This is a genomic window from Xanthomonas sp. DAR33341 (assembly GCF_003992815.1).
GTDB lineage: Bacteria > Pseudomonadota > Gammaproteobacteria > Xanthomonadales > Xanthomonadaceae > Xanthomonas > Xanthomonas cissicola.
The window spans coordinates 1-23,412 of record NZ_QEYV01000034.1 but is presented as its reverse complement, the minus strand read 5'-3'; the positions used below and the strand labels follow the sequence as shown (position 1 = coordinate 23,412).

General features: G+C 63.9%; 19 protein-coding genes and 1 pseudogene. 6 read left to right on the top strand and 14 right to left on the bottom strand.

Annotated elements, in window-relative coordinates; translation table 11 throughout:
* The gene (tkt, locus tag EO156_RS16355) at positions 1 to 2,001 is read left to right on the top strand and encodes a transketolase (RefSeq protein ID WP_016850145.1); all 2,001 of its coding nucleotides are present in this window, start codon (positions 1 to 3) and stop codon (positions 1,999 to 2,001) included.
* Positions 2,002 to 2,248: 247 nt separating this feature from the next.
* Here the strand turns inward: tkt and EO156_RS16350 are convergent.
* Positions 2,249 to 3,181, bottom strand: a pseudogene (locus EO156_RS16350) (alpha/beta hydrolase); the annotation flags it as partial.
* A gap of 315 nt (positions 3,182 to 3,496) precedes the next feature.
* Here EO156_RS16350 and fhuE point away from each other — a divergent pair.
* Together fhuE and EO156_RS16340 are read left to right on the top strand one after the other, a co-directional pair.
* Positions 3,497 to 5,683, top strand: coding sequence for a ferric-rhodotorulic acid/ferric-coprogen receptor FhuE (gene fhuE, locus EO156_RS16345; RefSeq protein WP_016850143.1), 2,187 nt, complete (start codon positions 3,497 to 3,499; stop codon positions 5,681 to 5,683).
* A gap of 469 nt (positions 5,684 to 6,152) precedes the next feature.
* Entirely contained in the window at positions 6,153 to 6,638 is a 486-nt protein-coding gene (locus tag EO156_RS16340; protein ID WP_016850142.1) for a hypothetical protein, read from the top strand.
* Between the two features lie 168 nt (positions 6,639 to 6,806).
* Here the strand turns inward: EO156_RS16340 and EO156_RS16335 are convergent, their stop codons facing one another.
* The 5 genes from EO156_RS16335 to EO156_RS16315 form a co-directional block, all read right to left on the bottom strand.
* Complete coding sequence (locus EO156_RS16335) at positions 6,807 to 7,526, bottom strand: M23 family metallopeptidase (RefSeq protein WP_016850141.1); 720 nt, start codon at positions 7,524 to 7,526, stop codon at positions 6,807 to 6,809.
* Between the two features lie 2 nt (positions 7,527 to 7,528).
* Entirely contained in the window at positions 7,529 to 8,458 is a 930-nt protein-coding gene (locus EO156_RS16330) for a L,D-transpeptidase (RefSeq protein WP_026007033.1), read from the bottom strand.
* A 386-nt stretch (positions 8,459 to 8,844) separates the two neighbouring features.
* Complete coding sequence (locus EO156_RS16325) at positions 8,845 to 11,559, bottom strand: TonB-dependent receptor (RefSeq protein ID WP_029996369.1); 2,715 nt, start codon at positions 11,557 to 11,559, stop codon at positions 8,845 to 8,847.
* A 127-nt stretch (positions 11,560 to 11,686) separates the two neighbouring features.
* Complete coding sequence (locus EO156_RS16320; RefSeq protein WP_016850138.1) at positions 11,687 to 12,862, bottom strand: phosphatidylinositol-specific phospholipase C1-like protein; 1,176 nt, start codon at positions 12,860 to 12,862, stop codon at positions 11,687 to 11,689.
* A 132-nt stretch (positions 12,863 to 12,994) separates the two neighbouring features.
* Positions 12,995 to 14,953 (bottom strand): acetyl-CoA hydrolase/transferase C-terminal domain-containing protein, encoded by a 1,959-nt coding sequence (locus EO156_RS16315; RefSeq protein ID WP_029829369.1) that lies wholly within the window; start codon positions 14,951 to 14,953, stop codon positions 12,995 to 12,997.
* A 162-nt stretch (positions 14,954 to 15,115) separates the two neighbouring features.
* On the opposite strand from EO156_RS16315, the gene EO156_RS16310 reads away from it, so the two are divergent.
* From EO156_RS16310 to EO156_RS16300, 3 genes are read left to right on the top strand one after another with little or no spacing between them, the layout of a single operon-like run.
* Positions 15,116 to 15,481, top strand: coding sequence for a BlaI/MecI/CopY family transcriptional regulator (locus EO156_RS16310; protein ID WP_016850136.1), 366 nt, complete (start codon positions 15,116 to 15,118; stop codon positions 15,479 to 15,481).
* A complete protein-coding gene (locus EO156_RS16305) occupies positions 15,471 to 16,769 on the top strand; it encodes a TonB family protein (RefSeq protein WP_026007031.1) in 1,299 nt (432 codons plus the stop codon). The genes EO156_RS16310 and EO156_RS16305 overlap by 11 nt, the downstream gene beginning before the upstream one ends.
* Positions 16,766 to 17,347, top strand: a complete 582-nt coding sequence (locus EO156_RS16300) for a hypothetical protein (RefSeq protein WP_016850134.1) — start codon at positions 16,766 to 16,768, stop codon at positions 17,345 to 17,347. Before EO156_RS16305 ends, EO156_RS16300 begins: the two co-directional genes overlap by 4 nt.
* Before the next feature lie 97 nt (positions 17,348 to 17,444).
* Here EO156_RS16300 and modC read toward each other — a convergent pair whose 3' ends face one another.
* From modC to EO156_RS16260, 8 genes are all read right to left on the bottom strand, one after another.
* Complete coding sequence (gene modC / locus EO156_RS16295) at positions 17,445 to 18,059, bottom strand: molybdenum ABC transporter ATP-binding protein (protein ID WP_003490175.1); 615 nt, start codon at positions 18,057 to 18,059, stop codon at positions 17,445 to 17,447.
* On the bottom strand, positions 18,059 to 18,745 hold the full coding sequence (gene modB, locus EO156_RS16290) for a molybdate ABC transporter permease subunit (RefSeq protein ID WP_016850133.1): 687 nt from the start codon (positions 18,743 to 18,745) through the stop codon (positions 18,059 to 18,061). Before modB ends, modC begins: the two co-directional genes overlap by 1 nt.
* Positions 18,746 to 18,761: 16 nt before the next feature.
* Entirely contained in the window at positions 18,762 to 19,538 is a 777-nt protein-coding gene (gene modA, locus EO156_RS16285; protein ID WP_016850132.1) for a molybdate ABC transporter substrate-binding protein, read from the bottom strand.
* A 75-nt stretch (positions 19,539 to 19,613) separates the two neighbouring features.
* Positions 19,614 to 20,438 carry an MBL fold metallo-hydrolase gene (locus tag EO156_RS16280; protein ID WP_016850131.1) on the bottom strand — a complete coding sequence of 275 codons (825 nt, stop codon included), beginning with the start codon at positions 20,436 to 20,438 and terminating at the stop codon, positions 19,614 to 19,616.
* A gap of 13 nt (positions 20,439 to 20,451) precedes the next feature.
* Positions 20,452 to 21,225 carry a S1/P1 nuclease gene (locus tag EO156_RS16275; protein ID WP_026007030.1) on the bottom strand — a complete coding sequence of 258 codons (774 nt, stop codon included), beginning with the start codon at positions 21,223 to 21,225 and terminating at the stop codon, positions 20,452 to 20,454.
* Between the two features lie 275 nt (positions 21,226 to 21,500).
* Positions 21,501 to 22,115 carry an OmpW family outer membrane protein gene (locus EO156_RS16270; RefSeq protein ID WP_016850130.1) on the bottom strand — a complete coding sequence of 205 codons (615 nt, stop codon included), beginning with the start codon at positions 22,113 to 22,115 and terminating at the stop codon, positions 21,501 to 21,503.
* A gap of 116 nt (positions 22,116 to 22,231) precedes the next feature.
* On the bottom strand, positions 22,232 to 22,852 hold the full coding sequence (locus EO156_RS16265; protein WP_016850129.1) for an OmpW family outer membrane protein: 621 nt from the start codon (positions 22,850 to 22,852) through the stop codon (positions 22,232 to 22,234).
* 286 nt (positions 22,853 to 23,138) lie between these two features.
* On the bottom strand, positions 23,139 to 23,412 hold a 274-nt coding region (locus EO156_RS16260), incomplete at its 5' end, for an SgcJ/EcaC family oxidoreductase (RefSeq protein ID WP_126936762.1).

Genomic DNA, 23,412 nt, shown 5'->3' with positions numbered 1-23,412 from the left:
ATGACCCAGCCCACCCACCGCCAGCTGGCCAACGCCATCCGTTTTCTTGCCGCAGATGCGGTCGAAGCCGCCAAGTCCGGTCATCCCGGCATGCCGATGGGCATGGCCGATATCGCCGAAGTGCTGTGGAACGACTTCTACCGGCACAACCCGAACAATCCGCAGTGGTTCAACCGCGACCGTTTCGTGCTGTCCAACGGGCATGGATCGATGTTGCAGTACGCCCTGCTGCACCTGTCCGGCTACGACCTGCCGATCGAACAGCTCAAGCAGTTCCGCCAGCTGCACAGCAAGACCGCCGGTCACCCCGAGCGCAGCGAAACTCCCGGCGTTGAGACCACCACCGGCCCCCTCGGGCAGGGCTTTGCCAATGCGGTGGGCTTTGCACTGGCCGAGAAGTTGCTGGCGCAGCGCTACAACCGCCCGGAGCTGGAAATCGTCGATCACCGCACCTGGGTGTTCATGGGCGACGGCTGCCTGATGGAAGGCATTTCGCACGAAGCGGCGTCGCTGGCTGGTACCTGGGGCCTGGGTAAGCTGGTGGCGTTCTGGGACAACAACCAGATTTCCATCGACGGCAATACGGCCGGCTGGTTCAGCGACGACACCCCGGCGCGTTTCGAGGCCTATGGCTGGCACGTGATCCGCGATGTGGACGGGCATGACGCCGACAAGATCAAGGCCGCCATCGAGACAGCGCTGGAAAACACCGACAAGCCCACGCTGATCTGCTGCCGTACCAAGATCGGTTTCGGTGCGCCGACCAAGGCCGGCAAGGAGTCCTCGCATGGCGCTCCGTTGGGCAAGGACGAGCTGGAAGGCGCGCGCAAGGCGTTGGAGTGGCCGTACGGCCCGTTCGAAATTCCCGAAGAGATCTACGCCGGCTGGCGTGCCGGCGGCACCGGTACCTTGCGTCAGGCCGAATGGGAACAGCTGTTCGACAAGTACGCCAAGCAGTACGGCGCGCAGGCCGACGAGCTGACCCGTCGTTCGCATGGCGAACTGCCGGCCGACTTCATCGCCAAGGCCGATGCCTACATCGCCAAGGCGCAGGAAGAGGGCCAGACCATTGCCTCGCGCAAGGCCTCGCAGCTGGCGATCGAAGCGTTCGCGCCGCTGTTGCCGGAATTGATCGGTGGCTCGGCCGACCTGGCGCACTCCAACCTGACCTTGTGGAAGGCCAGCAAGTCGGTCGCCACCGACGACCCGGACGCCAACTACGTGTATTACGGCGTGCGCGAGTTCGGCATGACCGCCATTGCCAACGGTCTGGCGCTGCATGGCGGGTTCATTCCGTTCGACGCCACCTTCCTGGTGTTCAGCGACTACGCACGCAACGGCGTGCGCATGAGCGCGTTGAACCCGGCGCATGCGATTCATGTGTACACGCATGACTCGATCGGCCTGGGCGAAGACGGCCCGACCCATCAGCCGGTGGAACACCTGGCCTCGCTGCGCTACATCCCCAACAACGATGTGTGGCGCCCGGGCGATGCGGTGGAATCGGCAGTGAGCTGGAAGGCGGCCATTACCCGCAGGGACGGCCCAAGCTGCCTGATCTTCAGCCGCCAGAACCTGCAGCACCAGCCGCGCAGCGCCGAGCAGATCAAGTTGATCGAACGCGGTGGCTACGTGCTGGCCGACGCCGAAGGCGGTACGCCGGACGTGATCCTGATCGCCACCGGCTCGGAAGTCGGTCTGGCGGTGGAAGCCAAAAAGACGCTGGATGCGGCCGGCCTCAAGACGCGTGTGGTGTCGATGCCGTCGACCGATGTGTTCGATCGCCAGGACGCGGCGTACCGTGAGTCGGTGCTGCCGAACGCCGTGCGCAAGCGCGTGGCGGTGGAAGCGGGGGTGACCGGCTTCTGGCGCAAGTACGTGGGCCTGGATGGCGATGTCGTCGGCATGGACACCTTCGGTGCCTCGGCGCCGGCCGACCAGTTGTATGCGTACTTCAAGATCACCGCAGAGCACGTGGTGGCCGCAGCCAAGGCGCTGTAACGCCTTGCGTGGTGCTTGAAAGAAAAAGCCGGCGAAAGCCGGCTTTTTTGTTGGATTTCGTGAGCGATGCGCGGTCCGTCATCGTTCAACGGACGCCTTGCGTGTTTCAGTGCGCGTCGTTGGCCAGCGCCGCCGCACGGATCCTGGTCAGCACCTTCAGCTGTGCGGCCATCATTGGCGGATTGGGATCGTGTCCTGTGCGTGGCAGCAGGAGAAATTCCTTGCTCCGTGCAGAAAGACCATCGAAATAGGCTTTGCTGATTTGCGCCGGAGTCACCAGATCCTGTTCGCCCTGAATCAGATAGACCGGCATGGCGAACTGCGGCCCGAGCGTGCGCAGATCGATCTGCGGGCCCATGCCGTCGCCTGCCAGCCCGACGAACTGCAGGAAGGAATAGTCTTCCCCGGCTTCATAGGCTGCGCGGTAGTCGGGCGTGTCGTACTCCGCCGCGAAGGTAAACCAGTCTTCCGGCGCCGGGTCGGTACTCAAGGCTTCGTATTTGCGCGTCAGGCGTCTCAGGACTCCGAAGTTGCGTGGGTTCGTCCATGGCGGCGGGCCGATCTTCTCCAGCTTGCCGAGCGCATCCGCATCGCTGGCTGCGCGGGCCAGGCTCAGCGTCTTGGCGTAGCTCGACGCCATGTCGTCCTGGTAATTGACCAGTTGCGCCGTGCCGACATAAGCGTGGAACAGGTTCGGATTCGCCTTGGCGATAGTGACGGACAGTGCCGAGCCCCACGATCCGCCCATCAGGATGAGCTTGGGTTTGCCCAGCCGTTGCGAGGCATAGCGTGCGACCTCGCTGCCGTCCAGGGTCAGCCGCCGCATGGTCAGCGGCTCGCCGTCGGCAGGCTTGCTTGCCGCGTAGGTCTTGCCGGAGCCGCGTTGGTCCCACTGCACGATGGTGAAATCGCGCGTCCAGCTGCCGAACAGGCGATGCGCGAACGGCGTGTTGGGGTTGCCCGGCCCGCCATGGACGATCAGCACCACTGGATTGCGGCAGTCCTGGCCCTCGATCGTGACCCATTGCTGGATGCCTCCGATCTGCACAAGACCTGCCTCGTGTACGGCACTGCCGGGTACCCGGCAAGCGTCATTCAAGGGCGTTTTTCCAGACGCCGCAGCACTCACTGCCGGCGCGCATACTAGCAGTAGAGCGATAGCTACCCAGCATTTTGTCATGTGATTCGCGTCGTAGCGCGTTCCGTCATTGCATCAGCCACCTGTTCAGCGGCAGCTCCCGCTCCGAGTGTCGCGCCTATGCGAGTTCGGCTGCAATGGCTGCGGTTGGACCGGGAGTTGCAAAAATGCGCTTCCACCTGAGGTAGCGCTCGCTTGGATCGAGCAGTGCCAAATAAATGCCAATCCGGCTATTTAAAATGTGAATCATTCCCATTAAAATGGTGCGCTGCCGCGGTTGCGTGGCGCGTCCTCCCCTTTGTTCGCCGTCCGGCGCTGCCGTGATGGGTGCCCTCGACTGTCTGTGCCGGAGCTGTGATGAATCGTCCTACCGTAATGCGTCTCCTTCCCATTGCGCTGCGCCCGCGCGCGCTGTCGCATGCGGTGTTTGCCGCGCTGTGCACCCTGTCGGCAGGGCAGGCGTTGGCCGAAACGCCGGCCGGCGACGCGGAGGTCACCACCCTGGATCGGCTCAATGTGCAGGGCGAGCAGGTCAAGGGCTACACGGTGGAAAAGACCACCGCCGGCACTCGGATGAACCTGTCGCTGCGCGAGATTCCGCAGTCGGTCACGGTGGTCACGCGCGATCGCATGGACGACCAGAACCTGCAGAGCATCACCGATGTGCTCAACAACGTTACCGGCATTTCGGTTGCGCAGAGCGATAGCGAGCGGCTTGAGTTCTATGCGCGCGGGTTCTACATCGACAACTACCAGTTCGACGGCATTCCGGCCTACATGGAGCAGGCCTGGAGCTACGGCGATTCGGCGCTGGACGTGGCGCTGTACGACCGCGTGGAAGTGGTGCGCGGCGCGACCGGCCTGTTGACCGGTTCGGGTAATCCGTCGGCCTCGATCAACCTGGTGCGCAAGCATGCGGTCAGCCGCGATTTCACCGGCACCGTATCGGTGGGCGGCGGCGACTTCAACAAGACCCGCAGCGTGGCCGACGTCACGGTGCCGTTGAGCCCTGAAGGTACCGTGCGCGCGCGCGTGGTGGGCGTATACCAGGACGGCGAATCGGACATGGACCGCTACAGCCTGCGCAAGAAGATCGGCTCGGCGATCATCGATGCCGACCTCACCGACAGCACGTTGCTGAGCGTGGGCTACGAATACCAGAAGAAGGAATCGGATGATGTCACCTGGGGCGGCTTCCCGCTGTTCTACAGCGACGGCACGCGTACCGACTACAAGCGTTCGTTCAATCCGGCGGCCGACTGGACGTTCTGGGACACGCGTCTGCAGCGCACCTTCGCCAGCCTGCAGCAGAGCTTCGACAACGGTTGGACCCTCAAGGCCAATGTGAGCCACGAAAAGACCGAAGCGGCGAATCATCTGTTTTATCCGTACTACACCATTTTCGGATTCGATCGCAATACCGGTGCCGGCGTGGTGCCGTATTCGGGCAACTACCAGACCGAGCGCAAGGCCGATGGCGCCGACGTCTATGCGGAGGGCCCGTTCCGGCTGTTCGGTCGCGAACATCAGTTGGTCGCCGGCGCCAGCTACAACCGACGCGAGTACGTCAACAACGGCACCTACGATTTCCCCGCGCCGCTGGACAGCTACCTCGGCTGGAACGGCGCGTATCCGGAGCCCAATTGGAGCCCGCGCACGGTACAGAGCGAAGGCACCATCACGCAGAAAGCCGCCTATGTGGCTGCGCGTTTCTCGCTGGCCGAGCCGCTGACCCTGCTGGTGGGGGCCCGCTATACCGACTGGCAGATCGATGGCCGCAACTTTGATTTCACCACCCAGCAGCTGCTGCCGTTCGCCGACACGCAGACCGAAGTCACTCCGTACGCCGGACTGGTGTACGACATCGACGATGTGTGGTCGACCTACGTCAGCTACACCGAGATCTTCAACCCGCAGACCTTGCGCGATGCCAACGGCGGCTACCTGGATCCGCTGAGCGGCAAGGGCTACGAAGCCGGCGTCAAGGCAGCGTGGTTCGACGATCAGCTCAACGCTTCGCTTGCGTTGTTCCGTATCGAGCAGGACAACCTCGGGGTGGCGACCGGCGGCTTCGTTCCGGGCAGCAGCGAATCGGCGTACGAAGCGGCCAACGGCGTCGTCAGCGAAGGCTTCGATTTCGAGCTGTCCGGCCGCCTCACCCAGGGCTGGAATGCCACCTTCGGCGCTTCCCACTACACTGCGCGCGACGACAGCGGCACCTCGATCAATACGCACCTGCCACGCACCACCATCAAGTTGTTCAGCAGCTACACCCCGCAGGGCGCATGGAGCGATCTGACCGTAGGCGGTGGCGTCAACTGGCAGAACCGTTCGTACTACGTGGACCCGGTGTACGGCAACTTCCAGCAGAGTGCCTACGCCCTGGTCAGCGCGTTCGCGCGCTATCGCCTGTCGCCGCAGTTCTCGGTGCAGCTCAACGTGGACAACCTGCTCGACAAGCGCTATTACGCGCAGTTCAACGGCGGTTATGGCGCATGGGGCGCATCGCGTAACGGCATGCTGACTTTCAATTACACGTTCTGATCACAGGCGGCGCCGGGCACGATCTCAGTGCCCGGATCGTTGCCGTCAAACCGCACAGGCACCTTGCGAAAGGTGCCTGTGTTTTTTGTAGCGGCTGGATTTCTGGCAACTTGCAAGTTTGGTCCGGTTGTCTGACTAAGAGGGTTACGCACTGGTGATCCTCGATCAATACACTGCACCGTTCACGGTTTGTCCGGCGATGCCGCCCGCTTGGTGGACACGCTGCCGATGCCCGGCACTAGTTGGATCTATGTGCAGGGGATCAGGGAGCTCTGGCGGACTGTGGGTATCGTAGATGTGTCTTCAAGAAATCAGTATTGCCATGCCAGAAAGTAAAGGGAGATACGCTTGGAAATTCTGGATGGGTACCTGATGTCATGCGTCTCGAAGGAGGGCTTTGCACTCTTGTACCATCCCAATTGCAAGAGTAGATTCTGCTGACTAGCTCGGCCTTCAGTAAGGATACGCAATGTCGATCCAGCCAAGACCTCTGCTGAGCATTACGTTGTTCGCGATGATCGGAGCCTCAGGCTATGTCAGTGCCGCCGAGCAGAAGCCTACTTCTGCCAATGTGATCCGTGGTCTGGGCGAAAGTGTTCCGGCCGGTGCAAAAAATATCAGCCTGTCACGGTTGTTCAAGGTCTACTCTTTCGAGAAAGATGGGCTGAAGTATGTCCAGATCAATTCGTTAACGGACCAAGTCTTGACGGTCATGATCGTGACTCCGGGCGCGCAGCAACAACTGCCGGTTGGGTCTGCCGCACAAGTCCCCATGGCAATTGTCAATGATGAGAATGCCAAGCCGCTCGGCATGGTGACGGCAGCCGCAACGTGCCCCTGCAGCAGTCAGGTCGTCTATGATGATCCCTATGTCCGTATCGTGGTCATTTATGGAGCGAACGGCGAATATATTCAGGCCGTGACCATCAATAAGCAAACGACTCATGAAAAATGAAGGCGTGGCTTATAACCGTCGATCAAACTTGTATCGATGTGATGATTTTTCTTTCAAACGCCCGGTAAATCCGGGCGCTTTAGTGTTGAGGCGAGGTGCTGAATAAGTCTGTATCGGGCTGCCAGATCCGCTGAAAGAAGAGATGTTGGTGCGGAACTTGCCTCGCTGTCACTGCAACATCTGATCGCCGTGCAAGACGGGGTAAGGATTCAATGCGTCCCCCTTCCACCATTGTTTTTCAGGTCCCAGGCGGTGGATCTCGAAATGCAGATGCGGTGCGGCGGGATTGGCGTTGCCGGTGCTGCCGACATAGCCAATGACCTGGCCGCGCTTGATCGATTGTTTCTCCGCCAAGCCGTCGGCATAGCGCTCCAGGTGCGCGTAGTAATAGCAGTATTTGCCGCCGGGCTCGAACTGGTAGACGGTCAGGCCGCCCCGGTCGCTGGTGAACAGTTTCTCCACCGTGCCGTCGGCAACTGCCACGACCGGTGTGCCGGTGGGAGCGAGGATGTCGATGGCATCGTGCACGCGGCCTTCGCTGCGCGCATCGGTGAAGGTGTCTTGCAACTGGCTGGCGCTGATGCCCTGTACCGGGATCAGCAAGCCGCTGCCCGGTGCCGCAGCGGCAGGCGACTGCGCTGGTGTCCTTGCTACGGGCATGCCGGCGGGCGCGGCATCGGTCAGTGGTGCCGAGGCAGCCATCGGTGCTGCCGCGGCGGTCGCTGCAGGGGCTGCCATTGGCGCGGCACTCGCTGAGCTGCGGTCTGTCGCGACGGGAGCAGCGCTGGATGACGGCTCTACTTTTGCTTCCGGCGCGGTGCGTTCCAGCCACCAATAGCCGGCCGCACCCAACACGACGCCCACCACCAAAGTCATCAGCAGTTTCATGTTTACTCCTGCATCACCACCGGCACCGACGGGCCGACCACGCTGGCGAGGGCGACCACGTCCCAGTTGGTCAGCCGCACGCAGCCATGCGATTCGGTCTTGCCGACATGGCCGGGCTCCGGCGTGCCATGCAAACCGTAATGCGGTTTGGACAGATCGATCCAGACGCGGCCAACCGGATTGTTCGGACCCGCCGGCAAGGTGGCTTTCTGCTCGCCCTTTTTCGCGTCCCAGAACAGTTTGGGGTTGTACTTGAACACCGGGTCGCGCGAGATGCCGAGAATTTTCCAGCGGCCAATCGGCAGCGGGTCGTGCTTGCTGCCGGAAGACACCGGGAATTGCGCATAGACCTTGCCGTCGGCGTCGAATAGCCGCAGCGTCGAATCGGATTTGTCCACTACCAGCTTGGCCGGTTTGGCCAGCGGCGGCACGCCGTCGATGTTGGGTACTTGAATCACGCTGCCGGCCTTGCTCAGATCCACGCCAGGATTGAGTTGGCGCAGCAGCGCGGGGTCTGCGTGGAAACGTTCGCCCAGCGCTTCGTCGACGGAGGCGTAGCCAAGCGCAGTCAGCTTGGCCTGTTCGGCAGGCCCTTTGGGAATGGGCTGGAACGGGCCGGCGACATCGGCGTCGGTAAGCGTGTACTGCACCAGGGCCGGCGTGGTATCGGCCTGCAAGGCCTGCCAAGTAGCGTCATCCAGCTCGCCGGTGGCCTTGATGTTGTGGGCGGCCTGAAACCCGGACACTGCGCGCTTTTGATTGGAGCCGCGCTCGCCGTCGATCTGGCCCGGCGAAAAATGCGCGCGATCCAGCAACACCTGCGCGTGCAGATCCGAGCGCGCGCCGGTGGGGACATCCTTGGCCGCGGGAGTCGCGGCCGATGCAGGCGCAGCGGCAGGCGCAGACTGCTGCGCTTGCGCCAGCGCAGACAAGGAGGTGCCCAGTGCAAGGGCAAGCAAGCAGGCGCGAGCGTAGGAGCGTGGTGGCATGTGCAGGTCCGAAAGAGGCATGCGCGCACCTTGCCGCAGCCGCCTGCGTTTTCTGCGTGAAATCGCTGCACCGGTACTGACTGGCCAAGCGGTGAGATGCGGCATTGCGGTGGGCATTGCCGCCGGCGCAATCGACGGACGCAGCACACCGTTGTGATGGAGCCTTGCGTGCCGATACCGATACCGACGCCTCGGCGCGATGATACGGCGGCGGTGCAATCGCGTGTCGAGCAATGGCGCTGCGCCAGCCGCTAAATAGCACGTAGGCAATGGACGCAACGGCGTCCTTTGCGTTGAAAGATCGCCGCTGCAGCGTGCCGGTCTTTGGATCAGTACGTGTAGCCCAAGGTCAGCATGTAGGTGCGCCCGGTTTGCACATAGGCACCGTCGGCGCCGGGATCGTAGGCCATGTAGCGCTTGGACTTGCCCTGCGTTTCGTAGAACGTGGCGGCATTGAGCAGGTTCTTTGCCGACACGCCGACATCGATATGGTGTGGCAAGTGATAGGTCGCGTTGAAATCCAGCGACTTCACCGGCTGCAGGTAGTAATTGAGGCGGTCGGTGGTGAGCCCCAGCAGTTGCAGGCCGGTGTAGTTGTAGCTCAGGTCCGTCCGCAGATGGGTGTCGTCGTAGAACAGGTCCAGGTTGTAGATGCGCTCCGGCGCACGCGGCAGCCAGGTCTTTTCCGGCTGGTCGCTGCGTTTGCTATCTGCCTGGCTGTGCTGCAGCGTGAGGTTGGCGGTAACACCGAAATTGCTCCAGAGGCCGGGCAACTGTTGCAGCCGCTTGCTCGCTGCCAGCTCGAGCCCATAGAGCTTTGCGATGCCGCCATTCTGCGGCATGGTCACCGGCACGCCATTTTCGAAGGTGGTGCCGGTTGGCACCAGGCCGCCCAGGGTGCTGTCGTTGCTGGTGGCCGATTGCGAGGTATAGATGAAGCCATTGATGCGCTTGTAGTACGTCGAGGCGCTGAGCACACCGCCCTCGTGGTCGTAGAATTCGGCAGACAGGTCGGCGTTGTCGGCGGTGCTCGCCTGCAGGTTGGGGTTGGGCTTGGAGATGCCGACCACCTTTTGGGTGTCGTCGATCGAATACACCGTCTCGCCGGAAATCAGCCCGAACGCCGGGCGGCTGAAACTGCGGCGCAACGACGCGCGATACACGGTGAGATCGTCCGGCCGATAGTTGACGCTGATGCCCGGCAAGACCTTACCGTAGGTACTGCCGCTGCCGACGAAACGGCCGGTGCTGCCATCGCCGCTGGATTGCCAGGAGTCGGCCGAATACTGGGTCAGTTCGTAGCGCACGCCGGGCAGGATGCTCACCTTGCCGAGATGCAGCGCGGCCATCGCATAGCCCGAATAGATCGCCTCGGTGCTGGAGGTGGTGTTGGCGTTGTAGTCGTTGGCGGTATAGATGCCTGCGCCGTTCGGGTCGTCGACGTATTTGTAAGGCAGCGCCTGCGCGCGCATCCAGCCGCGATCCAGCAGTTTGAACGGCCCCGCGTAGTGACCGTCGAATGCGTTGTAAGTGATGCGGCCGGGAATCGCGCTCAGCGGCGGGCCGCCGGCGGTGGGAAACGCGTAATTGGGGCCGCCAAAGTACGGGCCGTTGGTGACGAAGTTGCCATCCTTGTGGAAAAACGGGTGGTCATAGGCATCGCGCTCGGAGTGATCGGCCGACAGGCCAAGTTTGACGCTGTCCAGCACAGCGCCATCGACCTGATACGCGATATCGGTATGCGCGTTGAAACGGTTATCGTGGCTGCCGGCGTCGTGGCCCTGCACCTTCCATAGCAGCGAAGAATCCAGGTTGTAGAAGAAGTCCTTCAGCGCCGGCGAGCTCGGGCCGATGCTCGGGTAGGTGGGGTCGCTGAGGTCGAAGGCGAAGCTGCCCGGAGTAAACCCGTACAAGCTGGCCGACACATAATCCGGCCGGCTGCGGGTGCCGCGGCCGAACGAGGTGCCGTAGTCGACGTGCAACCGATCGAGCGTGGTCTGCCCGCCCAGTTGCAAGGTGGCCAGGGTCTCGTCGATATCGTGCGTATTGAAGTACCCGCCGCGCACCGCCGTGGGCTGGTTGCGATAGGTCTCCAGGCGCGCACTGGACTGGTCCTGCGTGCCGGTGACGCCGTAGCTGCCGTAGATGGCACGTGCATACAGCGCGCTGGTGTCGCCCTGCCAATCCAGCGACAGGTTGCCGCCATAGCGTTCGATCTGGCTGGCGTACAGGCTGTATTTGTAGCGAGTGCTGATCAGCGGGCCAACATCGCGCAAATCGGTGGCCGCGGCGAGCGCAGGGTCGGCGGGCACGTATTTGCTGTTGGGCGCCGGTGCCTGCGCCATGTTGTTGTTCTTGCCGTAGTAGGCCGATGCGTAGATGCCGAAGGCATCGCCTTGCCCGAACTTCCAGGCCAGCTCCTGCTGGAAGGTACCGCCGCTGTCCTTGCCGCCCAGGTGGTTGGCCAATGCGCTGAACTGGCCTTGCGCGGTGCTCTTGGCATAGACGTCCTGGTCGAAATCAAACGCATTGGGAGTGCGCATGTCGATCGCACCGCCGATCGAATCGCCGGGCGTGTCGGGCGTGGGCGATTTGGAGACCTGCACCGACTGGATGCCGAACGGCGCCAGCATGTTCAAGGAGATGGCGCGCGTCGAGGAGTCGGTTTCCGGCATGCCGAACCCGTTGAGCGTGTATGCGTTATAGCTGGCGTCCATGCCGCGGATGCTGACGTAGGCGTTCTCGCCGGTGGTGGCTTGGCCAAGATGCATGTCGCTGTAGGACGACAAACCCGGCATGTGCGCCACCACATCGGCAATGCCGCCGGAAGGAATCGCATCGATCTGCTGCTTGCTCATCACGCTGTTGACGCTATTGGATAGGCGCTGTTCGTTGAGCGAGCCCGGCGCAGCGGCGTGGGTGGCTTGCACGTTGACCGAGTCCAACGTGGTGGTGGTCATCTCTGCAGCGTACGCAAGCGACGGTGCGCAAAGCACCGCGGCAATGGCGCAGCTCAAACGATGGAAGGGCCGGAAAGACTGCATGTTGGGGCTCGCGTGATTAGAAGGGGAAACCCGCGTCCGATAAACGGGTGCGGTGATAGATTGCCGACGCCCTCCATTGCGAGAGGTCTGCTGCGTGGGTGGCTTGCGCTTGCGCGCGGTGGTGCGCTCAGTGATGCAGGTCGGTGCCGTCGCAATGCGCGCTTGTTCGCTGCGGATTGCAACGCGCCACCGCGTCGCCGTCGAAGCGAACCACGTAGCCGTTATCGGCCGGCTCGTTGATCGGGAAGTCGGTACTGAGCAATTGCGCGCCGCTGGCCAGCATGGCGTCGCGCCGCGCGGTGTCGTTGTGCTGCGCTTCTTTCAAGTCCGCATCGGTACGCGTACGCACCAGATAGCCGGCCTTGACCAGCTTCTTGATGTCATCGGCAGGTCCGTCGTTGAGCTCGACGAAGGCTGCATCGTCTTCGCCCGGCACCGCATTGGTGAAACAGACCCGGCCGCGCAGCGACGGGTGTCCGGGCAGGTAGCTGGCGCCGGCAACGCGTTGGTCGAGCAGAAACACCACCTTGCCGCGCGCCTGGGCCAACGATGGCCAGCCGTGCGCGAGCACCGCCGCGTTGAGCGTGGGCGCGCGGCCGCGTACCTGATCGGGACTGATGTATTCGCCGGCTTGGAAGACCGAACGCACTTCGGCATCCAGCGCATCCATCGCTTTTGCATCGAAGGGTTCGGGTTGCACGCTGGGAAACGCCAACTGGATCGGCGCCTGCTTGGTTTCGAGCAGGATGAAGATGGGGACGTGGTCCGGATGCTGCTTCGACCATGCGCGGATTTCCTGCAGGCAGGCAATCAAGGGTTGGCAGTTGCTGCGCTGGTCCAGGTCCTGCACGTGCATGACCTTGAATCCGGGTCGGTCCATCACCCCAGTGGGTGCGCTTGCCGGTGCGGTCGGCAGACCGGCCTTGGCGATCTGCGCAACGATGGCCGGGTGTGCGTAGCGCCCGCCCTGTGCATCGGCGAAGACGTCCAGTTCGAGTTGGCGCACGCCATCGTTAAGTTGCTGCGTCAATGCGGGATGGCGGTAATCCAGCGCGGCAAACAGCGCCGGGTCCAGTTGCTTCAATAACGCCGCTTCGCTGGGCGCAAAGCCTGCGTGGTAGCTGTTGTGGCTGCCGATGTACTGCAGGTCGGTCAAGCGCGGCGCGGCTTGCGCGACAAGACTGCTCAGCAACAAGGCGGTAAAAATGGCGGCTCGCGAAGTTGTTCTTCGCTTTCGGCGCATCAACTTCGTTTTGCGATCGATGCCTGAGGTAAAAGCAGTAAATGCGTGAAAACGGTGCATGCAGCACAGCCGGAAAGCGACGAGGTCGCCATCATCACGGCCCAGTTTGACGCATATCTTTCCGCTGTGTGTCCGTGATGCGTCAGTGCTTGTTACCGTGTGCTCGTACCGTTTGTAAATCGCGACATTTTTTTAAGAAGCGGCGGTCTGCCGCAATGCATAGGTCAGCAGCCGCGCCTGCAGGCGATCGCCAAGACTGTTTGGCGCATCCAGCGCCATGCGTTGAAGGCAGTCGATCTCGTTAGCGTCCGACGCTTCGCGCGTGAGCAGGGCGCGGGCCACCGTGGCGATCTTTCCGCCAGTGCTGGCGGTTGCGCCTTTGAGCCAGCCCAATGCGGGCAGCAGACGCTGTTCGATCTTGGTGAAGTCGCTGCCAAGCGGGTAATCGGGCAAGCTGCCGTCGCGTCGAAATGGCGCCAGCGCCTGTTCCAGTGCCCGTGGTGTGTTGCGCTGCGCGCGTATCGGCAATTCCGGTGCGATACGCAGCTTGCGCGACCGTTCCGCCTGGGCAAGCAGTTCATCCTGGAAGCGGGCGTCGCAGATGGCGGCCATTTCCAATACACAGTCCTGATCGGTCTTGTGGCGCAGGTCGGCGATGCCGTATTCGGTGATGTAGAGATCGCGCAGATGGCGTGGAATGGTAGTGTGGCCGTAGTTCCAGCGCAGGTTGCTGGCGGTGTGTGCGCCAGCCTCGCGGGTGGCGCGCAGCATCAGGGCGCTACGTGCCTGCGGCAGTGCATGCGCCATCGCCACGAAGTTGTACTGCCCGCCAACCCCGGACACGATGCGGCCATCTTCCAGCCCGTCGGAGACTGCCGCACCCAGCGCGGTCGCCATCATGCAGGAGTTGAAGAAGCGTGCATCCCTGCGTTTCAACCGGTTTAACGTTTCGTTGCCGCCATAGAGCTGATTGATCTCGCTGATGCGGCGCATGCCGATCGCCGCGCGTGTCGATGCATCCAGATCGCGCAACCATTGATAGAACGCGGGCGAGCCGAGGTAGAAGGCGCCATGCAGGAACTCGCCTTCGGCAGCAAGCCGTGCGTGGTCGGCGGCGTCGGCGCTGCCATCGGCAATGCGCTGCATCAGCGGCAGGTCGTCATGCACCTTGCGACGGATCACGCCGCTGTCCACCAATTGCTTGAAGCCTTCGTTGAGCATTTCGCTGCAGCCGTACAAGCCGATGGCGAACGGCTCCAGGCCGCCGCTGGACTGCACGGCCGGGTGCTGCTCCAGTGCCGGATCCAGCGCATGCAGCACGCGGCGATAGGTCGCGTTGTCGGTATGCCGCAGCACCAGCGCATGGCTCAGCGCATCGGCCAGCGTGCCGATGCCAATCTGCAAGGTGCCGCCATCGCGCACCAGGGCACTGGCATACAAGCCGATGGCGTAGTCGACGCTGTTCACCGCTTGCCGCGGCAAGCCGAACAGCTGTGGAAACGGGCCTGGCAAATCGATGATCAGATCGAAGAACGCGGCATCTACCGCTGCGGCGCCTCCCATCCATGGCAACTGCGCATCGACTTCCGCCACCAGCATCGGGCGCGGCAAGCCGAGTGCCTGCACCGCATCCAGCGTGTCCTGGGTGATGTCGTTGTTGCACGACAACGACAGCCGCGTGCCGCCCGGTTCGCGCGCCACTTTTTGCACGATCAGATTGGGCGCGCGTTGCGCCACCGCTGCGGCGGCATGCGTGTAGTTGAGGCTCGTGTAGTCGGCCTGGGCCTGGGTGGAATGCAATAGCCCGCCGGACTGCATGTAGAACTCTTCCAGCTGCACATGCGCGGGCAAGGCATCGCGCAGCATGGCGTCGACATAGGCAAGGCGAGGGAAATCCTCGCCAAAATGGCGCGCGATGAACGGTGCGGCAAAGCGCGCCTGGAGTCCGGCACCCGGCCTGGGGGGATTGAGCGAGAGCGCCGTGTAAATCGCCAGTGGCCGCGACGGCGTGTCCTTGAGCTGTGCGTAGAGCGCGTTCAACAGGCGGTGCGGCTTGCCGATGCCCAGTGGTGCGCCCACGCGCAGCGGGCCGTCGATGCGTTGTAGGATCCGCTCCACGGCGGCGCTTAGATCGGTGAGATGCTCGGTCATCCGCGCAGAGTAGCCGAGCCGGTCGCCTGCTGCCTGCATCTCATACTCGTGCGCCATGCTCGGCCGCCATCAATGCGGGCAGGTGTCGGGAGCCCGTTCGATCACTGCTTGACAATCAATCCGTTTACGCGCGTAATCGGTAAAAATTGCGGGTGTAATCGCATGCCGATCAGTGACGCAGAAGCGATAGTGATGCACGTGCTCTGGGAGGATGCGCCGCGCACGGCAGAAGAGGTGATCGCCGCGTTGGCGCATACCGGCTGGGCCGAACCCACCATCAAGACCTTGCTGAATCGGCTGCTCACCAAGGGCGCGGTCGCGGCAGAAAAACACGGCCGCAAATATCACTACGCGCCCCTGCTGGCGCGCGAACAGTGGGTGCAGCAGCAGAGCGAAGGCTTGCTGCAGCGGCTATTCGGCGGGCGCGTTGCGCCGCTGGTGGCGCATTTCAGCGAACGCGGGAAACTCAGCGCGTCCGACATAGCCGAACTGAAGCGCCTGCTCCAGGAGTTGGACGATGCACCTTGACTTGCCTTTGCTGTTGCGCATCACGCTGTATGGCAGCGCCGCATTGCTGGCCTGTCTGGTGCTGCGGCGCGCACTGCGTGGCTGGCTGGGCGCAACAGCGGCGTATGCGATCTGGGCCGCTGTGCCGCTCGCCGTATTGGCAGCTGCAATACCGGGGCCGCCGATATCGGCAGCGTTGCCGAAGATGCCGGCGATGGTCGCGATGCCGCTCAACCTGCAAAGCAGCGAACATGCATGGGCGGGACAACTGCTCGCTGTGTGGTTAACCGGTGCGGTCGCGATGGCCGTTGCGCTCTGGTGGCGACAGCACCGTTTCGTGCGCCGCCTGGGTGTATTGCATGCGCTCGACGGCGAAATATGGGCGGCAACGCGCGATGTCGGCCTGCCGGTGTCTGTGGGTCTATGGCGCCCACGCATCGTGCTGCCGATGGATTTCGATACGCGCTACAGCGCCGCCGAACGTACCTTGATCCTGGCCCACGAGCGCCTGCATCTGCGGCGCGGCGATCTGTATGCCAATCTGCTGGCGGCACTGTTGCTGTGCATCGGCTGGTGCAATCCGTTGATGCACCTGGCATGGCGCGCGTTTCGGCTGGATCAGGAACTGGCCTGCGACGCAGAGGTGCTGACGCGTTACCCAGGCGAGCGCCGCAGTTACGCCACCGCGATGCTCAAGACCCACGGTGGTGCCGGCTGGACGCCGACGGCCTGCCGTTGGAATGCGCCGCACGCGCTCACCCAACGCGTGGCTGCATTGCTGAAGCCTGCGGTGGAGATGCCCCGCGCGCGATGGAACCTGCGCGTCGTGGTGGCGATGGCGGTGATGCTCAATGGCGCCTGCTGGGCGTTCCAACCTGCACGATTGCAGGGCATGCGCGTACCCGGCAATGCGCTGGATTTCCGCACCATGCGGCCGCCCAGGTATCCGCCTGACGCGGTCGCTGCAGGCCTGGCGGGATTTGTCGAACTGCAGATCGCAGTGAGCCCGACTGGGACACCCGAGCATATCGCCATCGTGCGCAGCACGCCGGCGGGCGTGTTCGATCAGACCGTGCTCGACGCAGCACCCCACTGGCGCTTCACACCTGCGCTGGAGGATGGCAAGGCAGTGGCGTCCGAGGTGCGCGTGCCGGTGAAGTTCGAACTGGATCCACCAGACACGGCACCGGCGGTTGCGGATATCCATCCCGGTACCGAAGCTGCTGCACGCCCACACGCTGCCGACCGGTCCGAACCGGTTGCCCGCTGTGCGCCTGCGGGATGCGCCTCACGCGGAGGGTTGCAATGAACCGCTGCCTGATCGGCAGCCTCGCCCTGATGCTGGCCATGAGTAGTTGCGCCACGCGCCAACTCGCGGAACGGCAACGCAGCCAGCGCGAGGATTCGGTGGATCAACGCATGTTGCCTTCACAGCCGGACGGCGGCGCTGCGGGTGTCCAACCCTACACACTGGCGCCGACGCAACGCTTTCGCATGCCACGCGCGGTGCGCAGCGAGGCCCCGGTGCTACCTGCCGATTCGCCGCGCCAGAGCCTGGCGCCCACCACCGTCTGCGCGCATCTCATTCTGAGCGCAGAGGGTACGGTGCAGCGCGTGGATCCGATGTCCGACCGCGACGAATGCGCCGCCGGGTTGCTGCCGGACAACGCCGACCTCATGCAAGCGGTGCGTACTACCGCGCTGCGATGGCAGTTCGTTCCAGCCACGATATGCACCTATGCACCAGGGGTTACCCAGCCGGCAGCACCGGACGACTGCACCGACGCCACCCAGATCGAGCCGGTACCGGTGACGCTGTCGTTCGCGTTCACCTTCGAGGTGCGGCAAGGCAGGGTGAGTGTGCGGACCGGGAAGGTGGTGCGATAGCTGCTGCAGCCGTTGCGCAGCGTGTCCCAGTCACAACCAACGCTGGGCCGTCTTGCAACGCGTCGACGCAAGCGCCCTATCCACGCCCACACCACCGTCAATCCAGCACATGCACGCTGTCGGCAATACGCTGTACTTCATCGGGGTTGTGGCTGACGTAGAGCATCGGCAGGCGAATCTCGTCGCGCACGCGCTGCAGGTAGGGAATCAATTCTTCGCGGCGCGCCTGATCCAGGGCCGACAGCGGTTCGTCGAACAGCAGAATCGCCGGTTGCGCCAACAACGCGCGGCCAATCGCCACGCGCTGCGCTTCGCCGCCTGAGAGGTTGCGTGGCCGGCGTTGCAACAGCGGTGCAATGCCGAGCAAGGCCACCACATCGTCGAAGCCGAAGAGCGCCGTGCTGCGCGCATGCCGGCCGTAGCGCAGGTTGCGCCGCACATCCAGATGCGGGAACAGCCGCGCATCCTGGAACACATAACCGATCCGGCGCTGGTGCGTGGGCAGATCGATGCCTTGCCCGGCGTCGTACAGGCAGCGCCCATCGATACGGATATGCCCGGCCTGCGGGCGCACCAGGCCGGCGATTGCGTTGAGCACCGTGGTCTTGCCCGCGCCGGAGGGGCCCACCAGCGCCACGACGCGCGCGTCGTCCCGGATGCGGATGCGGCGCTCGAATGTACCGCGGTGCAGCTGCAGATCGATATCCAGCATCAGTCCTCCTCGTGCGGATGCGGCCTGCGCACCAGCCATTCGGACAGCAGCAACGCGGCCAGCGAAATCGCCAGCGCCACCCCGGCCAGCCGCCAGATGCCCGATTCCATCCCCGGGACCTGCATCAGCCCGTAGATGGCCGACGACAAGGTTTGCGTTTCGCCGGGGATATTCGACACGAAGGTGATGGTGGCGCCGAACTCGCCGAGCGCCTTGGCGAACGCGAGCACCACGCCGGCGACCAGGCCTGGCCAGGCCAGCGGCAAGGTGATGCTGAAAAACACCCGCCACGGCCCGGCGCCCAGCGTGGCGGCGGCCGCTTCCAGGCGACGATCGGTGGCTTCGATGGACAGACGAATCGCGCGCACCATCAACGGAAATCCCATGACCGCGCACGCCAACGCCGCGCCGGTCCAGCGGAAAGCGAACTGGATCCCGAGGTGTTCCAGCAACCAGCTGCCCACCGGGCCCTGCGTGCCCAATACCACCAAGAGCGCATAGCCGGTGACCACCGGCGGCATCACCAAGGGCAGATGCAGCAGCGCGTCCAGCAGGGCCTTGCCGGGGAAGCGGCGCCGCGCCAGCAGCCAGCCGCAGGCAATGCCCGGCGGCAGGCTGGCGAGCGCTGCCACGATCGCGACCTTGAGACTCAAGCCGATCGCGGTCAGCTCTTCCGGGGCGAACATCGACAAACGGTGCGCCTCAATCCTTCAGCGAAAAACCACGGCGCGCAAAGATCGCCTTGGCCGGCTTGCTTCCCAGCCAGCTCACGAATGCGGCGGTGGCGGGGTTGTTGCTGTTCTTCAATGCAGCGACCGGATACACGATGGCGTCATGGCTGTCGTCGGGGAAGGTGGCGACCACGCGCACCTTGGCATCGGCGCGCGCGTCCGAGCCATACACGATGCCCAGCGGCGCTTCGCCACGCGAGACCAGCATCAATGCCGCGCGCACGCTTTCCGATTCGGCAAGACGGTTGCTGACGCTATCCCATTGGCCGAGCTTGCGCAGCGCAGCGGCGGCGTATTTACCGGCCGGCACGCTGGCGGTCTGACCAACGGCCAGGCGCCCGTTCTCGCCAAGCGCCTTGGCAATGGCGCCGGGCGCGCGTGGATCCACGCGCAGCTTGCTGCTCGCCGGCGCAACCAACACCAGCGTATTGCCGAGCAGGTTGTGGCGCTGCGCGGGCAGTACCAGGCCGTGCTGTTGCAGATAGTCCATCCACTCCAGGTCGGCCGAAAAGAACACGTCCGCCGGTGCGCCTTGTTCGATCTGGCGTGCCAGGGCAGAACTCGCTGCATACGACACCCGTACCGGCGTGCCGGTCGCTTTTTCGTACGCGGTGGCGGCTTCGTCCATCGATTCTTTCAGGCTTGCGGCCGCAAACACCGTCACCGGGGCGGTCTGCGCACTCGCCAGCAGGGGCAACGTCAGCATCAGCACGCACAAGGCGCGCTGCCAGAAACCGATCATGCGCATCGAAGGCTCCTCACCAGGACAAGGCCCCGATCATAGCGGCTACGCGATGCGCACCGCGTGGCGAGCCGGCGCGCGCTACAGGACCACTCCGGCCCAGCGCCCGGCCTGAAGATTGGTTTGCAGGGCCGGGCGGATCAACTTGGGTTCGGGCAAGGTGGCATCGCGCGCCTGCCGCTGCGCCACGAAGGTCTCCACGTCCACGCCGTCGCGTACGTGGATGTTGCTGCGCCGCTGCGCGCCAATGCTGGTTTGATGCGCCACCGCGCGCCCGCCCGGGCCATAGTCGTGGCAGACGAACACGCGGGTGCTCTCCGGCAGCGCGTACATGCGTTGGATCGACGCAAACAGCTGGCGGGCATCGCCGCCCGGGAAATCGCAACGCGCGGTGCCCGCATCCGGCATGAACAACGAGTCGCCAGGAAACAGCGCATCGCCGATCAGATACGCAATGCTGTCGCTGGTGTGGCCGGGCACCGCGATGACGCGTGCTTCGATACCGCCAAGCTTGAAGCGCTCGTCATCGGCGAACAGATGATCGAATTGCGAGCCATCGGCACGGAAGTCGTCCGGCAATGCGTACTGCGGGGCAAGGGTTCGTTGCACTTGGCAAATTCCCTCGCCGATGCCGATGCGCGCCTGCGGCCAGTGCTGCTTCAGCCACTGCGCCGCAGACAGGTGATCGGCATGCGCATGGGTTTCCAGCAGCCACTGCAACTGCCATCCGTGTTGCTCGATGGCGGTAAGGATGCCCTGCGCCGCCTGGCTGCCGATGATGCCGCTCTCGGCCGCGTAGTCCAGCGCCGGGTCGATCACCGCCGCCGCACCGGTGGCCGCATCGGCGACCACATAGGTGAAGGTGTTGCTGTCGGCATGAAAGAAGGCAAGTACCTGGGGCTGCATCGGCGTCTCCACGTCAGGGGCTGGCCAGTGCCGCGTTGAGGATGGCGGCTAGCCGGTCACCCGCGATGCGTAGCTGGGTTTCGGCGATCGGGCGATAGGTGGCGATGTAGGTGGCGGGTAGCACGTGCGCGCTCGGATAGACGCCCGGCGTGACGGCGATCTCGCACGACGCCTGCGCCCATGCCGCAGCCGGTGGTGGCAGGGCCGCAGACACCGCAGTGGCGGCCGGCAATGCCAGCAAGCGTTGCAGGTACGCATCGTCGCTCAGATGGCGGTCGTTGAGCATGCCGCTGTCCCACAGCGCATGCAGGTTGCTGCCCTTGCCGTCGATCTGCAGCTGGAAGTCGTTGCCGCCCTTGTCGTGCGCATAGCCGGCGTGCATCGGCTGATGGATGTCGCCGACGAAATGCACCACGAACTTCAAGGCCTGGCGGCGTACGTCCAACGGCTGGGTGCGATCTGCGAGCAGGGCGGCTTGCTGGTCGAGCGCGGCGATCACGCAGTTGCCGTCCGGGCAGTCGCGCGGCGGCGAGTACGCGCAGTCGTGTTCGCCCAGGTTGACGTAGTGCCACGGCCCGGAGCGTTTGCCAAGGTCGGGGTCGTGCTCGCGCAACTCATCGGCCCACGTGGCCACGCCGTGCAGTGTCGGGTCCGGCTCGCCGGCCAGCAATTGCGCTACTTGCGCGCGTGCCTGCGTGCTCAGTTCGGTTTCGGCGATGCGCGCCACCAGGCGGTGGCCTTGCGGGCCCCAGGCCAGGGCGGTGGAGGGGTGGATCGCGGCGGCCATTGCCGTCGCAGCAACGAATGCAGAGAGGGAAAGTGTCTTCATCCGGCGATTGTACGCATCGCTCCGGGACGGTTTGATGGCCATCCCCGGAGCTGCGACAGCCATGCCTCAGCATGGTGCCGACACGTGCCTGGAGCACGCCCGGATGTGGCAGGCAATTGTCGGGCGGGTTTGCGCGAAATGCGGCAACCGCAGCATCCGCGTGGGGTCATGCCGCACCGGGCAGTGGCCGTGCCCATCTGGCGGTGAGCGCAGTCGCGTTGCCAGAGGCGCTCTTAGTAATATACCAAGTACGACACACCGAAGGTCAACGGATCGATCCGCGCCTTGCCCAGTCGCGTGCCATTGAGGTCGACGTTGCTGCGCGAATCGGTCCAACGCGCATCCACGCGCAGACCGCTGCGGTCGTTGAAGATGAAGTCCACGCCGACATGCGCGGTGGCGCCGACCGAATCGTCGAAGCGCAGATCGCCACTGCCGATCGTCGGCTCGGTGTCTTCGCCCAGGAAGGTGGTGTAGTTGATGCCCACTCCCACGAAAGGCGACACCGTGCCATAGCCGTTGATGTGGTACTGCAACAACACGCTCGGTGGCACCGACCAATAGCTGCCCACCTTGCCGATGCCCTGCAGTTCGAGGTCGTGCTTGCCTGCAACTGCCGCATGCACTTCGACACCCAGGTTGTTGCGCAGGAAGTATTCGTAGGTGAACGACAGTGCCGGCGCGCCCTTGATCTCGGCCTGGGTGCCGCCGACGGTGCCGCTATTGGACTTGGGCGAGACGTAGCCGGCACCGTAACCGGTCGTCCAATGACCGGCCGACTGTGCAAGGGCGGGTGCGGCCGAGGCGGCCAGTGCGATGGCGAGGGCGGTGCGAGTCAGCGTGTTCATGGAATCCCCGGTAGGTCGGACAGACGGGCGACGTGACCGACCTGTCCGCAACTCCGGCGGTGGATGCACGTCCCTGGGCGGCAAGTGTGCCAGAGATGCGCCCACGCCGCGGGAGATCAGAACCGGTGCACGTAGGCCACGCCGTAGACCAGCGGGTCGATATTGACCGTGCCGATACGGTTGCCGTCCAGGCGCGCTTGGGTATCGATATCGATCCAGCGCAGGTTGACGCGCAGTGCGCCGCGGTCGCTGAGCGTGTAGTCCACGCCTGCATGCAGTGCCAGGCCCCAGGAATCGTCCAGCTCCAGCTCGCTGCCGGCCAGCGCACCGTGGGTGTCGGTGCCGAAGAAGCGCGTGTAGTTGATACCGGCGCCAACGAACGGCGAGAACGTGCCTTGGGCATTGAAGTGGTACTGCAGTGAGATCACCGGCGGCAGATGCTTGGTGCTGCCCACCCGGCCCAGGCCGCGTATCGCAATGTCGTGCTCGAACGGTAGCGCAGCCAGCACCTCGATGCCCAGGTTGTCTGCGACGAAATATTCGGCTGTAAACGTGGGTTTGATGTCTTTACCCACGTCCACGTCGAGCGTGCCGCCGACCAGGCTGCCGTTGTCGGATTTGGGAGCGACCTGATGGGCGCCGACGGCAACGGTCCAGTCGCCTTTGGATTGCGCCAGTGCGGGGAGGCTGACGAAAGGAGCCAGGACGGCGAACAATAGGGTAGAGCGCATACGCATGGGAAGTTTCGTGGGGTGCAATGGATGTGGGAAGTCTTGGCGCTTGGCGTCGCCGCTGCCTTGATCCTGATCAATTCGGCCGTTCGCTCAGATGTGCGTGCCTGCAATGGCTGCAGTCACACTCCGCGCAGACGGCGGCGTTGCGCGCCGTGCGGGTGCTCGTAGCGGCGCATCGCGCGCGTGGCATCGTGCGATGCGCTTGGCACAGCCGTCGGCGTGGGAGGGGCGCCGACGGTTGCGTGCGCAGTGGCGTCGACAGCGATCGCTCGCCGGTGCGATGTACCGCTTACTTGACCTTGGCGACCTTGGGTGCATCCACTTCCGGCATCGCCGAGCTGTGGTGGTTGATGATCAGCCACTTGCCGTCGCGCTTTTCGTACACGAAGGTGTAGCGGGCCTGTACGTTGCTCTTGTTGCCGGCCTTGTCGGTCAGCGTGAAGGTATACACGCCGGCATCCACGGCGCTGTCGTCATCGAGCACGCGCACGGTGCGGTAATTGACCACGCCCTGCGGCTTCTTGGTCAGGAACATCTCGAAGTAGTTTTCGATCTGTTCGCGC